Consider the following 14,237-nt stretch of genomic DNA (forward strand, 5'->3'; position numbering starts at 1 on the left):
CTTTCCAGATGCCGGACCGCGGCGGAGGCCCGACGGGGCCACGGATCAGAGTGGGCCGCCCCTCCCGGCGGGTCCGCACCCTGCTACTGACGCTCGGCGTCCTGGCCGTCCTGGCCATGATCTTCGTCATGTTCGCGGGCTTCTGGACGGACTGGCTCTGGTACCGGTCGCTCCACTTCTCCTCGGTCTTCACCACGACCCTCAAGACGAAGATCGGCCTCTTCGTCGTCTTCGGGCTGCTCATGGCGGCCGCCGTCGGCGTCAACATCTGGCTGGCGCACCGGCTGCGGCCCCCGCTCAGCGCGATGTCGATGGAACAGCAGAACCTCGACCGCTACCGCATGGGCATCGCCCCGTACAAGAAGTGGCTCCTCCTGGGCATCACCGCCCTCGTCGGCCTCGTCTCGGGGGCCTCGGCGGCGGGCCAGTGGCGCACCTGGCTCATGTGGGTCAACGGGCAGTCGTTCCACCAGAAGGACCCCCAGTTCCACCTGGACGTCTCCTTCTACGCCTTCGACCTGCCCTGGTACCGCTTCCTGCTCGGCTTCGGCTTCGCCGCCGTCGTCCTGTCGGTCATCGCGGCGCTCCTGACCCACTACCTCTACGGCGGGGTACGCGTCACGAGCCCCGGCCAGCGCGTCACCAAGGCGTTCACCGGGCACCTCTCCGTGCTGCTCGGCATCTTCGTCTCGCTCAAGGCGATCGCGTACTGGCTCGACCGCTACGGACTCGCCGTCAAGTCGAGCGACTTCAAGGCCACCGACAACTGGACGGGCCTGCGGTACGTCGACGCCAACGCCTACCTCCCGGCGAAGACGATCCTCTTCTGCATCGCGATCATCTGCGCGCTGCTCTTCTTCGCGACGCTGTGGCGCCGCACCTGGCAGCTCCCCGTGATCGGCTTCGGCCTCATGGTGCTCTCCGCGATCCTCATCGGCGGCCTCTACCCGGCGGTCGTACAGAAGTTCACGGTCCAGCCCAACGAGCAGGCCAAGGAAGCCCCGTACGTCCAGAAGAACCTGACAGCGACCAAGAAGGCGTACGGCATCGACGACGCCAAGGTCAGCGAGTACCCGGGCAAGAGCGAGACCGACGACAAGTCCAAGCTGCGCGCCGACGCCGACCAGGCGGCGAGCTACCGGCTCATGGACCCCAACATCGTCTCGCCCACCTTCCAGCAGCGCCAGCAGATGAGGAACTACTACGCGTTCCCCTCGAACCTGGACGTGGACAGGTACAAGGACAAGGACGGCAACGACCAGGACACCGTCATCGGGCTCCGTGAGCTGAACCTCAACGGCGTCCCGAAGCGGAACTGGATCAACGACCACTTCCGCTACACCCACGGCTTCGGCGTCGTCGCCGCCGAGGGCGACAACGCGGACTCCGGCGGCGGCCCCGTCTTCACCGAGTCCGACCTGCCCTCCAAGGGCGACCTCGGCACGTACGAGCAGCGCGTCTACTACGGCGAGAAGACGACGCAGTACTCGATCGTCGGCGGTCCCCAGAAGGAGATCGACTACTCCGACGACAACGGCGAGAAGACCACCAGGTACACGGGCAAGAGCGGCGTGAGCCTCTCCAACCCGCTCAACCGGGCCGCGTACGCGGTGGCATTCGGCGAGCCGCAGATCCTCTACTCGGGCGCCATCGGGGACGGCTCGCGCATCCTCTACAACCGCACCCCGAAGGACCGCGTCGAGGCCGTCGCGCCCTGGCTCACGATCGACGGCGACGCCTACCCGGCCGTCGTCAAGGGCAAGATCCAGTGGATCGTGGACGCCTACACCACGACGAACGGCTACCCGTACGCCTCGCGCACCACGCTCGGCGACACCACGGCCGACTCGCTCACCGCGGCGAACAACCAGCGCGCCGTCGTCGCCCAGCAGAACCAGGTCAACTACATCCGCAACTCCGTGAAGGCGACCGTCGACGCGTACACCGGCGAGGTCAAGCTCTACGAGTGGGACACCGAGGACCCCGTCCTCAAGACCTGGATGAAGGCGTTCCCGCACACCGTCGAGCCCCGCTCGGCGATCTCGCCGCAGCTCATGGAGCACCTGCGCTACCCGCAGGACCTCTTCAAGGTCCAGCGCGAACTGCTCACCCGCTACCACGTGGACAGCGCGCAGACCTTCCTGAGCGGCTCCGAGGTCTGGCAGGTCCCGGACGACCCGACGAACAAGACGGGCAACTCCATCCCGGCGTACTACCTGAGCATGAAGATGCCCGGCGAGAGCAACCAGGCCTTCTCGCTCACCACGACCTTCACCCCCAACGGGCGCGACAACCTCAGCGCCTTCATGGCCGTGAACGCCGAGGCGGGCACGAAGGACTACGGCAGACTCACGCTCCTGAAAATGCCCACGGCCGATACGACCGACGGGCCCAAACAGGTGCAGAGCAAGTTCAACTCGAACGAGGCCATCGCCGAGAAGATCAGACTTCTGCGTGGTGGTGACTCGGAAGTCGAGTACGGCAACCTGCTCACCGTGCCGCTCGACGGCGAGTTCCTCTACGTCGAACCGGTCTACGTGCGCGGCAGCGGCCTGAAGTACCCGCTGCTCAAGCGCGTCCTCGTCACCTACGCCGGCAAGACGGCCTTCGAGGAGACCCTCGACAAGGCGCTCAACGTCGTCTTCGGCGCCGAGTCCGAGACCCCGCCGGGCGACCAGGACCAGGACGAGGAGCAGAAGCAGGAACCGCCCGCCAAGGGCGACAAGACCCTGCAAGGCGCACTCGACGACGCCGAGAAGGCGTTCGACGACGGGCAGAAGGCCCTCAAGGACGGCGACTGGAAGGCGTACGGGGACGCGCAGGACCGCCTCCAGGACGCCCTGGAGCGCGCGGCGAAGGCGCAGGACGCGGCTTCGAAGTCGTCCTCCGACTCCAAGTCGCCCCCGAAGAAGGAAGGTTCGGGCTCCAGCGCCTGAGGCAGTGCCCGCCCCCGGCCTTCGGGGGCGGGCCCGCCCCGTTCCGCGTGATAGCGTGGTGATCACAACGACGCGGGGTGGAGCAGCTCGGTAGCTCGCTGGGCTCATAACCCAGAGGTCGCAGGTTCAAATCCTGTCCCCGCTACGAAGGAGGAGGCCCGGGTCCCGAAAGGGGCCCGGGTCTTCTTTGCTGTGCGGGCACACCGCGACGACCGCCCTCAGGGGCACGTACCGGAGCCTGTCAGTCCCCTCTGCTTGAGTACGACTACTCATCCGCACGGCGGCCCGCCGCGCGAGGCTGGGACCTCCTGGGTCCCGCCCCGTGTGTCGGCTGTACGGACGGACCGAGATCGGAGAGCCTCCGCATGTGAAGAGTGAACAGTACGGGGGTAGTTGGGTGTTCCGAGTTTGACGTGCCCGCATGTGGGCATGTCGATAAAACGTTGTAGAGACCTCAATTAGCTGTAGAGACCTCAAGGGGACCCGGATATACCAGGTGTACGGGCTCGCGGGTGGTGCGACGATGGACGTTGTGGGGGACAGGGCGACGTGGTGGGAATCGGGACGGTTCACGCCCGCCGGTGCGCCGTGGGCCGAAGAGGCCGAGAGCGGTACGGCGCTGATCCCGCCCCCCGGCATCGCCCAGCCGGGACCGGGCACCGCCCCGGCCGTGGCCCGGCCGGTGCCGAGGGGCACCGACACGCTGTTCGCCGCGCCCGCCCCCGCTGAGCCCGCCGGCGACTTCACCGGCGCCGCCGACCTCGCGGGCGACCCCGCGCCCGAGCCCCTCGCCGCCCCCGTTCCGCCGCCCGGCGGCCCCGCGCCCGACACCCTCGCGCCCGACCTCACGGACGCCGAGGCAGAGGCGCGCCGCAGGGCAGCGGCCGCGGCCGGGGACACCGCCGCGATGAGCGAGCTGGGCGCCCAGCTCCTGCGCGCGGGAGCCCTCGACGAGGCCGAGCCCTACCTGCGCTCGGCCACATCGGCGGGCGACCGCGCCGCGGCCAACAACCTCGGCGTCCTGCTCCACCAACGCGGCTACAAGGAAGAGGCGGCCGGCTGGTGGCGCGTCGCCGCCGTCGCGGGCTCGGCGGCCGCCGCGCACTCGCTCGGCCGCCACCACCGCGAGCGCGGCGACGAACCCGCCGCCGAGTACTGGCTGCGCCAGTCCGCCGAACAAGGCCACGTCCACGGCGCCTTCGCCCTCGCCGACCTCCTGGAGCACCGCGGCGAAGCCGGGGCCGAACGCTGGCTGCGCCGCGCCGCCGAGCACGGGCACCGCGAGGCCTCGTACCGCCTCGCCAGGACCCTGGAGCGTCGCGCCCGCGACACCGCGCGCCGTGCCAGAGGCCCCGTCCTGCCAGGACCTCGCCGGCCCCAGCCCGCCCGCCCCAAGGGCGCGGCCCCCGTCCCCGGGCCCAGGACCCCGGCGGACGGCGAGAACCAGGGCAAGGACCGGGGCAAGGAGCAGGGCAAGGCGCGCGCAGAGGAGCTGACCCGCGAGGCCGAGCAGTGGTACCGCCAGGCCGCCGCACGCGGCCACCGCGGCGCCGCGCTCCAGCTCGGCGCCCTCCTGGAGCGGCGCGGCAAGCTCAAGGAGGCGGGCCGCTGGTACCTCAGCTCCGCACGCGAGGGGGAGACGCGCGCCGCCTGCGCCCTCGGCTTCCTGCTGCGCGACGCGGGCGACGAGGAGAACGCCGCCGTGTGGTGGCTCAAGGCCGCCCAGGACGGCGACGGCAACGCGGCCAACGCGCTCGGCGCCCTGCACGCCGAGCGCGGCGAACACCAGACCGCCGAACGCTGGTACCGCGCGGCGATGGACGCGGGCGACCACAACGGCGCCTACAACCTCGCCCTCCTGTGCGTCGCGCAGGGCCGCACCGCACAGGCCGAGCAGTGGTACCGCCGCGCCGCCTACGCCGGCCACCGCGAGGCCTCCAACGCGCTCGCCGTCATGCTCCTCCAGGCCGGGGACGCCGCCGGCGCCGAGCCCTGGTTCTCCAAGGCCGCCGAGACCGGCAGTGTCGACGCCGCCTTCAACCTCGGCATCCTGCACGCGGGACGCGGCGACGAGGACGGCGCGCTGCGCTGGTACGAGCGGGCGGCGTCGGCAGGGCACACCGAGGCGGCGCTCCAGGTCGGCATGGCCCTCCTGCGCGAAGGCGACGAGCGCTCCGCCGAGCGGCACCTGCGCTGCGCGGCCGGTGGCGGCAGCGCGGAGGGCGCGTACCGCCTCGCCGCCCTCCTCGACGCCCGCCGCCCGCCGCAGGGCCCGCCCCGGCTCGGCGAGAGCAGCGTGGCCGCGCGCGACGAGTCCGCGGCCTGGTACGAGCGCGCCGCCGAGCAGGGCCACCGGCGCGCCCAGGTACGGGCCGGGATGCTCGCCGCCGAGCGCGGCGAGGTCGAGGAGGCGGCGCGCTGGTACCGCGCGGCCGCCGAGGCGGGCAGCCGTAACGGGGCCTTCAACCTCGGGCTGCTGCTCGCCCGCGAGGGCGGCGAGCCGGAGGCGGCACTGTGGTGGCGCAGGGCCGCCGAGGCGGGACACGGGCGCGCGGCGCTGCGGCTCGGGCTGTTCTTCGCGCGGCGGGGCGAGCTGGAGGAGAGCCAGCACTGGTGCGACGCCGCCGTGGCTGCGGGGCCCGCCGAGGTGACGGAGCGGGCGGGACGGCTGCGCGAGGCGCTTCGTGAGGAGCTGAGCGCGTGAGTGGGCTGAGCGCGTGAGTGGGCTGAGCGCGTGAGCGGGACAACGGATTTGCTTCTCAGCAGGGGCGAGCCGTAGAGTCGGGTTCACCGACGCGGGGTGGAGCAGCTCGGTAGCTCGCTGGGCTCATAACCCAGAGGTCGCAGGTTCAAATCCTGTCCCCGCTACCACGTACGAAGGGGCCGGAGATCATTGATCTCCGGCCCCTTCGGCATGTCCCTCCGGGCCTTCGGCGTGCCGGGGACCTTCCCGGTGGTCCGGGGGAGTTCAGGCGCTCGCGCAGTCCGGGCACAGGCCCCGGTAGGTGATCTCGACGTCGGAGACCGTGTAGCCGAAGCGCTCGTCGGCGGGGAGGTCCTTCAGCGGGTCGCCCGCCGGGCGGACGTCGCGGATGGCGCCGCAGTTCGCGCAGACCAGGTGCTGGTGCGGGTGGTGCGCGTTGGGGTCGTAGCGCTTGGCGCGGTGGTCGGTCGCGACCTCGATGACCTCACCGAGCGAGACCATCTCACCGAGCGTGTTGTACACGGTGGCGCGCGAGATCTCGGGGAGCCGCTGAGCGGCCCGCGCGTGCACCTCGTCGGCGGTCAGATGGACGTGCTCGCCGTCGAGTACCTCGGCGACCACGCGGCGCTGCGCCGTCATGCGCCAGCCGCGCCCACGAAGCCGTTCCAGAAGGTCACTCATAGGGCAAAGGGTAACAGGCGACCGGCCTGATTCCGAACGTGTGTCGCTTTGGATGCCAGCTTGACTTAGACAGAGTCCATCGTAGGATCGCCTCAGCAGGTCGAACGATGCGGGAGGCAGCAGTGACACAGGGACACGGACCACTCACGACCGAGGCCGGGGCTCCGGTCGCCGACAACCAGAACAGCGAGAGCGCGGGCATCGGCGGCCCCGTCCTCGTCCAGGACCAGTCGCTGCTGGAGAAGCTCGCCCACTTCAACCGCGAGCGCATCCCCGAGCGCGTCGTGCACGCCCGGGGCGCGGGCGCCTACGGGACCTTCACCGTCACGGCCGACGTGACCCGCTGGACGCGGGCCCGTTTCCTCTCCGAGGTCGGCAAGCGGACGGAGACCTTCCTGCGCTTCTCGACCGTCGCGGGCAACCTCGGCGCCCCGGACGCCGTGCGCGACCCGCGCGGCTTCGCGCTGAAGTTCTACACCGAGGACGGCAATTACGACCTCGTCGGGAACAACACCCCGGTCTTCTTCATCAAGGACGCCATCAAGTTCCCCGACTTCATCCACACCCAGAAGCGCGACCCGTACACCGGCTCCCAGGAGCCGGACAACGTGTGGGACTTCTGGGGGTTGTCGCCCGAGTCCACGCACCAGGTGACGTGGCTCTTCGGCGACCGCGGCATCCCGGCCTCGTACCGCCACATGAACGGCTACGGCTCGCACACGTACCAGTGGAACAACGCGGCCGGAGAGGTCTTCTGGGTCAAGTACCACTTCAAGACGGACCAGGGCATCAAGACGCTCACCGCGGCCGACGCGGCGAAGCTCGCGGGCGAGGACCCCGACTCGCACCAGCGCGACCTGCGCGAGGCGATCGAACGCGGCGAGTACCCGAGCTGGACCGTGCAGGTGCAGATCATGCCCGCCGCCGACGCGGCGAACTACCGCTTCAACCCCTTCGACCTCACCAAGGTGTGGCCGCACGAGGACTACCCGCCGATCGAGATCGGGAAGCTGGAACTCAACCGCAACCCGGAGAACATCTTCGCCGAGGTCGAGCAGTCGATCTTCAGCCCGGCGCACTTCGTGCCCGGCATCGGCCCCTCGCCCGACAAGATGCTCCAGGGCCGCCTCTTCGCCTACGGGGACGCGCACCGCTACCGCGTCGGCATCAACGCCGACCACCTCCCGGTCAACCGCCCGCACGCGGCCGAGGCGCGTACGTACAGCCGCGACGGCTCCCTCTACGACGGCCGGCACGGCGGCGCGAAGAACTACGAGCCGAACAGCTTCGGCGGCCCCGCCCAGACCGGGCAGGCGCTGTGGCAGCCGACCGTGGTCTCCGGCGCGACCGGTCAGTACGAGGCGCCCGCGCACGCCGAGGACAACGACTTCGTGCAGGCGGGCAACCTCTACCGGCTCATGCCGGAGGACGCCAAGGAGCGCCTGATCACCAACCTCGCCGACTCGATCGCCGGCGTCTCGCGGGACGACATCGCGGAGCGCGCGATCGACAACTTCCGCAAGGCGGACGGGGAGTTCGGCAAGCGGCTGGAGGAGGCGGTGGCGGAAAGGCGACGGGGCGAGTAACTGCTCGCCGGTGCGGGCGCGGCCGCGGGGGCCCGGAGAGGGCCCGCGTGGTGTGCGCGCTGCGTGCCTGTGGACAACGTGGGCGAACCCGCACAACGACTCACCGGTTCGAGTGAGGCGTTGTGCGGGTTTCGCCGAGTTATCCACAGATCGGCGGGAGGGCGGGGGGCGGGGGTGCGGATTTGGGAGACTTGTATAGGGGACGCCCCCCGGGCGGGAGGGGGCTGCTCACGCACGCCCCGGGCGGGAAGAGAGGGCTGCTCACGCACGCCCCGGGCGGGAAGAGAGGGCTGCTCACGCACGCCCCGGAGGGGGAGGAACTGCTCACGCACCCCTGGGGCGAGGGGGCTGCCCACGCACGCCCGAGCCGGAGGGGGCTGCTCACGCACGCACGCCCGGAGGGGGCTGCCCACGCACACCCGAGCCGGAGGGGGCCACGCACCCCCGAGCCGGAGGGGGCCACGCACCCCCGAGCCGGAGGAGGGGGCTGCCCACCCACCCTCCGGCAGGAGGTGGCCGCCCACGCGGCAGGAGGAGAAGCTGCCCCCCGGCAGGAGGGTGCTCCTCACGCCGGGCTGCTCAGCTCCCCGCCCCACAGCGGCCCGGCTCACGCGGCCCTGCTCACCCCCGACCCCCCCGTTACCGTCACCCCCAACCCCCCGTCACCCCGTCACCCCGTCACCCCGTCACCCCGTCACCCCCGACCCCCGTCACCCCCCGACCCCCAGGAAACCTCTCTCCGCGGCCCCCACCCCTCTCCCCACCTCAATACCGCTGGTTCAGATAACTCAGCAGCTCATCATGCAGCGCCCCGTTCGACGCCGCCGCGTTCCCGCTGTGCGGCCCCGGGCGGCCGTCGAGTCCGGTGAAGGTGCCGCCCGCCTCGGTGACCACGATCGCGTTCGCCGCCATGTCCCACAGCGACAGCTCCGGTTCCGCGCAGATGTCCACCGAGCCCTCGGCGACCATCATGTACGGCCAGAAGTCCCCGTAGCCGCGCGTGCGCCACACCGCCCGGCTCAGGTCCAGCAGCCCGTTCAGGCGGCCTTGCTCCTCCCAGCCGCTGAGCGAGGAGTACGCGAACGAGGCGTCCGCCATGCGCCGTACGCCCGAGACCCGCAGCCGGCTCGCCGAGGTGAGGCTGCGTCCGGTGAAGGCGCCGTGGCCGTACGCCGCCCACCAGCGGCGGTTCAGGGCCGGTGCGGAGACGACGCCGACCACCGGCTGCCACGTGCCCTGTTCGCCCTCGCGGCCGGGGACCAGCTCCATGAGCGAGATGAGCGTCGCCCAGACCGGCACCCCGCGCACGTAGTTCTTCGTGCCGTCGATCGGGTCGACGACCCAGCGGCGCGGGCCCGTGCCGCGCAGCCCGTACTCCTCGCCGAGGATCGCGTCGCGCGGCCTGGCCCGCTGGAGCTGGGAGCGGATCAGCTCCTCGGCCGCCTTGTCCGCCTCGGTCACGGGCGTCAGGTCGGGTTTCGTCTCGACCTTGAGATCCAGCGCCTTGAAGCGCTCCATCGTGGTGGCGTCGGCCGCGTCGGCCAGGACGTGAGCGAGGCGCAGATCATCGTGGTAGTCGGGCATGGCCGAACAGTATCCACGGGGCCGCCGCGTGATCCAGTCGCCGTCAAGCGTGCGGCGGGCCCGCGCTCAGTGCGCCGAGCCCGAGAGCTGGAGGCCGATGACGCCCGCGATGACGAGGGCGATCGAGACGATCTTGAGCGCCGAGACCAGGTCGTCCATGAAGACCATGCCGTAGATCGCGGTGCCCGCGGCGCCGATGCCCGTCCACACGGCGTACGCCGGGCCCACGTCGAGCTTCTTCAGCGAGAGCGTCAACAGGCCGAAGCTGCCGAGCGCGAAGCTGGCGAAGGCGATGGTCGGCCACAGCCGGGTGAAGCCGTGGGAGAGCTTCAGGCAGATCGCGAAGCCCGTCTCCAGCAGCCCGGCCACGACGACCAGCAGCCACGCCATGTGGTGTCTCCTTCATGCTCGTACGGACCGCCGACGCACCCGGACCGGTCCAGGTCCGCCCCGTGCGGACCCGCCCGAGCTTATGCCTTTGCCTTCCCTTGGGACACGCGAACCCCTTCCCGCGGCGCCGCCGCTCCACACCTGGCGCCCGGTCAGTCCCCTTCGTGCCGCTCCCGCGTGGAGAGCAGCCGCCGCAGCGAGGCGAGACGCTCGGGGCCCGCGTGGCCCGCGGCGACCCAGGCGTCGAGCGCGCACTCGGGCTCGTCGTGCGAGCAGCCGCGCGGGCACTCCTCCGTCCCCGGCACGAGGTCGGGGAAGGCGAGCACGACGCGCGAGGGATCGACGTGCGCGAGCCCGAAGGAACGCACGCCCGGCGTGTCGACGACCCAGCCCCCCGCCCCGTCGAGCGGCAGCGCGAGCGCCGACGTCGTCGTGTGCCTGCCGCGCCCCGTGACCGCGTTGACGTGCCCGGTGGTACGCCGCTGGTCCTCCGGGACCAGCGCGTTGACCAGCGTCGTCTTGCCGACGCCCGAGTGCCCCACGAACGCCGTGACCTTCCCGTCGAGCAGCTCCCGCACCCGCCCGGCCGCCTCGCCGTCGTACAGCTCCTCGCGGCTCGTGACGACGTAGGGGACGCCGAGCGGCGTGTACATCTCCAACAGCCGGTCGGGCGAGGCGAGATCGGACTTGGTGAGGACGAGCAGCGGGCTCAGGCCGCCGTCGTACGCCGCGACGAGACAGCGGTCGATCATGCGCGGGCGCGGCTCGGGGTCGGCGAGCGCGGTGACGACGGCGAGCTGGTCGGCGTTGGCGACGACGACGCGTTCGTACGGGTCGTCGTCGTCGGCCGTGCGGCGCAGCACCGAGCGGCGCTCCTCGATGCGGACGATACGGGCGAGGGTGTCCTTCTCGCCGGACAGGTCGCCGACGAGCGCGACGCGGTCGCCGACGACGGCGGCCTTGCGCCCCAGCTCGCGTGCCTTCATCGCGACGACCCTGCGCCCGTCGACGAGGCACGTGAGCCGGCCCCTGTCGACGGTGAGGACCATGCCGGACGAGGCGTCCTCGTGCTTGGGCCTGGTGTGGGTGCGGGGGCGGCTGCCCCGGCGTCCGGGCCGGACGCGGACGTCGTCCTCGTCGGGGTTCTTTCCGTAGCGGCGCATCGCGAGTCCCCGGCCGTCAGTTCCCGAGCATTCCGGTCCACAGCTCCGGGAAGTCGGGCAGTGTCTTCGCCGTCGTCGCGACGTTCTCGATCTCCACCCCCGCCACCGCGAGCCCGAGGATCGCCCCCGCCGTGGCCATGCGGTGGTCCTCGTACGTGTGGAAGACGCCGCCGTGCAGCGGGCGCGGCCGGATGTGGAGGCCGTCCGCCGTCTCGGTGACGTCGCCGCCGAGTTCGTTGATCTCCTTGGTGAGCGCCGCGAGCCGGTCCGTCTCGTGCAGGCGCAGGTGCGCGACACCGCGCAGCGTCGAGGGGGAGTCGGCGAGCGCGGCGACCGCCGCGATGCCCGGAGTCAGCTCGCCGACCTCACCGAGGTCCACGTCGATGCCGTGGACACGGCCCGTACCGGTGAGCGTGAGGCCCGCCTCGGTCAGCTCGCAGGCGCCGCCCATCGCGGTGAAGATCTCGCGGAGCCGGTCGCCCGGCTGCGTCGTGCGGGCCGGCCAGTCGGGGATCGTCACGGTGCCGCCCGTGACGAGCGCGGCGGCGAGGAAGGGCTGCGCGTTGGAGAGGTCGGGCTCGATCGTGAGGTCGCGCCCGAGGAGCGCGCCGGGGGCCACCCGCCACACGTTCGGCTCGCCGCCCGTCTCCGGCTCGTCGACCTGCGCGCCGACCGTGCGCAGCATGTTCACGGTCATCCGGATATGGGGGAGCGAGGGCAGCGTCGCTCCCGTGTGCCGCAGCTCGACGCCCTGGTTGAAGGACGGCGCCGAGAGCAGCAGCGCGCTGATGAACTGCGAGGAACTGGACGCGTCCACCTCGACCTTGCCGCCGTCGAGCGCGCCGCCGCCGAAGACCGTGAGCGGCAGCGCGCCCCGGTCGCCGTCGTCGATACGGGCGCCGAGCGCGCGCAGCGCGTCGATCACGCCGTGCAGCGGGCGTTCGTACGAACGCGGGTCGCCGTCGAAGCGGATCGCGCCCTCGGCGAGCGTCGCGACGGGCGGCAGGAAGCGCATGACCGTGCCCGCGTTGCCGACGTCGACGGTCGCGGGACCGCGCAGCCCGGCGGGGATGACGCGCCAGGCCTCGCCCGTGCCCGTGACGCCGCAGGACTCCGAGGAGACCGTCTCCTCGATGCCGACGCCCATCGTGCGCAGCGCGCTCGCCATCAGGAGCGTGTCGCGCGAGCGCAGCGGGCGCCGCAGCCAGCCCGGCTCGGCGGCGAGCGCGGCGAGCACGAGCGCGCGGTTCGTGATCGATTTGGAGCCGGGCACCCGCACGGTCGCGCGAACGGGCCCCTCGGCGAGCGGCGCGGGCCAGAGGTCGGTCAGTGCAGGCGTCTCGGTCATGACCCTCACTCTAGTCGCTCAGGGTGATCCACGATCCTGTCCAAATGCGCCGAAACCAGTCCGAAACAGGGGTGTGGTACGCGGGAAGGACGAGGCCCGAGGGGACCGTTTCACCCGCACGAGCGGCCCGCGCACGCCGGTGGACACGCACCGGCGCGTACGACCCCGGGCGTCGCCCGAGCGGCGCCCGAGCCGCCGCGGCGGACGCCGGGGGCGGGCCGGTCACAGCCCGAGCAGCCACCGTCCGCCCGCGACGAGCGAGCCGAGCGAGACGGCGAAGAAGAGCAGCAGCCACAGCGCGGCGGGCACGTGGGTGAGCCGCGCGAGCTGGTCGGGGTCGGAGTCGTACGCGCCCTCGCGGCGCCGCTTGCCCTGGAGCTCGAAGACCGGGCGCACCCCGCCGAGCAGCAGGAACCACACCGCGGTGTACGCGAAGAAGGACTGCGCCTGCGGCCCGGTGAGCCAGGAGACGAGGACGAAGGCGCCGCTCGTGACGAGCACGGTGAATATCCCGTACGCGTTGCGGACCATGATCAGGAGGAGCAGGAGGAGCGCGGTCGCCGCCCACAGCAGGAGCGTGATGTGGTGCGCGGCGAGGAGCCAGGCGCCGCCGAGACCGAGGAGCGAGGGCGCGACGTACCCGGCGGCCGCGGTGAGGATCATGCCGGGCCCGGTCGGCTTCCCGCGGCTCACGGTGAGCCCCGAGGTGTCCGAATGCAGCCGGACACCCTCCAGGCGCCGCCCGGTCAGGAGCGCGACGAGCCCGTGCCCGCCCTCGTGCGCGATCGTCACGGCGTTCCGGGTCAGGTGCCACAGCGGGCGCGGCCCGACGCACACGAGCGCGAGCAGCAGCGCGACGAGGACGACCCAGCGCTCGGGGGACGGCTGGTCGCCGAAGACGCGGTGCCAGAGTCCGGGGAGATCGGTGGGGTGCATGGGGCGAAGGCTCCTCGCGTGGGGGGTGGACGTGGCAGGCTGAAGGTCATGTGTGGACGGTATGCGGCCTCTCGTGCCCCCGAGGATCTCGTCTCGCTCTTCGGCGTGGAGAAGTGGGAGCCGAGCGAGACCCTGGCCCCCGACTGGAACGTGGCCCCGACGAAGCTCGTCCCCGTGGTGCTCGACCGGCCGCTCAAGGGACAGGACGCGGGGGACGGGCGGCCGGTTCGCCAGCTCCGTCCCCTCAAGTGGGGCCTCGTGCCCTCCTGGTCCACGTCGCCCGAGGGCGCCGCGCGGATGATCAACGCGCGCGCCGAGACGGTCCACGAGAAGCCCTCCTACCGCCGTGCCTTCGCCGCCCGCCGCTGCCTGCTCCCCGCCGACGGCTACTACGAGTGGGTCACGGGCAAGGACGAGCGGCGCCTGGAGGAGGAGGGCCGCCGCAAGCGCCCCCGCAAGCAGCCCTACTTCGTCACCCCGGCCGACGGCTCCGTCTTCGCGATGGCCGGGCTCTACGAGTTCTGGCGCGACCGCACGCTCCCCGACGACCATCCGCAGGCGTGGTGGGCCACCTGCACGGTCCTCACCACGGAGGCCGAGACCGCCCCGCTCGCGGTGGCCCCCGAGGCGGGGCCCCGCTCGCTGGCCGACATCCACCCCCGGATGCCGCTGATGCTCACGCCGGACCGCTGGGACGCCTGGCTCGACCAGGACCACCCGGACCCGCGGGCCCTCCTCGCCCCGCCGCCCGAGGGCCTGATGCGCGCCTACCCGGTCGGCACGGCCGTGAGCAACGTCCGCAACAACGGTCCCGAACTGGAGAAGGAACTCCCGGCCCCGGAGGAGGAGACGCTGTTCTGAGGGCCGGGCGATTCCCGAAGGGCGGAACGTCCGGCCCCCGCGGCCGAG

The 14,237-nt window shown here is 72.0% G+C and carries 10 protein-coding genes and 2 tRNA genes; 6 read left to right on the plus strand and 6 right to left on the minus strand.

Going from position 1 to position 14,237, the window contains the following annotated elements; all coding sequences use genetic code 11:
* Positions 1–8 precede the first annotated feature (8 nt).
* From ACQYWQ_RS21280 to ACQYWQ_RS21295, 4 genes are all read left to right on the plus strand, one after another.
* Positions 9–2,936 carry a UPF0182 family protein gene (locus ACQYWQ_RS21280; protein WP_431039283.1) on the plus strand — a complete coding sequence of 976 codons (2,928 nt, stop codon included), beginning with the start codon at positions 9–11 and terminating at the stop codon, positions 2,934–2,936.
* A gap of 71 nt (positions 2,937–3,007) precedes the next feature.
* Positions 3,008–3,081, plus strand: a tRNA-Met gene (locus ACQYWQ_RS21285).
* A 762-nt stretch (positions 3,082–3,843) separates the two neighbouring features.
* Complete coding sequence (locus tag ACQYWQ_RS21290) at positions 3,844–5,640, plus strand: sel1 repeat family protein (RefSeq protein ID WP_431039284.1); 1,797 nt, start codon at positions 3,844–3,846, stop codon at positions 5,638–5,640.
* Positions 5,641–5,730: 90 nt separating this feature from the next.
* Positions 5,731–5,807 (plus strand) — tRNA-Met (locus ACQYWQ_RS21295).
* Positions 5,808–5,904: 97 nt separating this feature from the next.
* Here the strand turns inward: ACQYWQ_RS21295 and ACQYWQ_RS21300 are convergent.
* Complete coding sequence (locus ACQYWQ_RS21300) at positions 5,905–6,321, minus strand: Fur family transcriptional regulator (RefSeq protein ID WP_431036664.1); 417 nt, start codon at positions 6,319–6,321, stop codon at positions 5,905–5,907.
* 107 nt (positions 6,322–6,428) lie between these two features.
* On the opposite strand from ACQYWQ_RS21300, the gene ACQYWQ_RS21305 reads away from it, so the two are divergent.
* The gene (locus tag ACQYWQ_RS21305; RefSeq protein ID WP_431036665.1) at positions 6,429–7,907 is read left to right on the plus strand and encodes a catalase; all 1,479 of its coding nucleotides are present in this window, start codon (positions 6,429–6,431) and stop codon (positions 7,905–7,907) included.
* Positions 7,908–8,672: 765 nt separating this feature from the next.
* On the opposite strand, the gene hisN is transcribed toward ACQYWQ_RS21305, so the two are convergent.
* From hisN to ACQYWQ_RS21330, 5 genes are all read right to left on the minus strand, one after another.
* Positions 8,673–9,491: a histidinol-phosphatase gene (gene hisN / locus ACQYWQ_RS21310; RefSeq protein WP_431036666.1), complete on the minus strand. Its 819-nt coding sequence runs from the start codon at positions 9,489–9,491 to the stop codon at positions 8,673–8,675.
* Between the two features lie 66 nt (positions 9,492–9,557).
* Positions 9,558–9,881 (minus strand): DMT family transporter, encoded by a 324-nt coding sequence (locus ACQYWQ_RS21315; RefSeq protein WP_431036668.1) that lies wholly within the window; start codon positions 9,879–9,881, stop codon positions 9,558–9,560.
* Positions 9,882–10,033: 152 nt separating this feature from the next.
* On the minus strand, positions 10,034–11,044 hold the full coding sequence (gene rsgA / locus ACQYWQ_RS21320) for a ribosome small subunit-dependent GTPase A (RefSeq protein WP_431036669.1): 1,011 nt from the start codon (positions 11,042–11,044) through the stop codon (positions 10,034–10,036).
* Positions 11,045–11,060: 16 nt separating this feature from the next.
* A complete protein-coding gene (gene aroA, locus ACQYWQ_RS21325) occupies positions 11,061–12,392 on the minus strand; it encodes a 3-phosphoshikimate 1-carboxyvinyltransferase (RefSeq protein WP_431036670.1) in 1,332 nt (443 codons plus the stop codon).
* Between the two features lie 222 nt (positions 12,393–12,614).
* Complete coding sequence (locus tag ACQYWQ_RS21330) at positions 12,615–13,328, minus strand: M50 family metallopeptidase (RefSeq protein ID WP_431036672.1); 714 nt, start codon at positions 13,326–13,328, stop codon at positions 12,615–12,617.
* Between the two features lie 48 nt (positions 13,329–13,376).
* Between ACQYWQ_RS21330 and ACQYWQ_RS21335 the strand changes: the two genes are divergently transcribed.
* The gene (locus ACQYWQ_RS21335; protein WP_431036674.1) at positions 13,377–14,189 is read left to right on the plus strand and encodes an SOS response-associated peptidase; all 813 of its coding nucleotides are present in this window, start codon (positions 13,377–13,379) and stop codon (positions 14,187–14,189) included.
* The last annotated feature ends 48 nt before the right edge of the window (positions 14,190–14,237 follow it).

This window comes from Streptomyces sp. P6-2-1, from assembly GCF_050613165.1.
Taxonomy (GTDB): domain Bacteria; phylum Actinomycetota; class Actinomycetes; order Streptomycetales; family Streptomycetaceae; genus Streptomyces.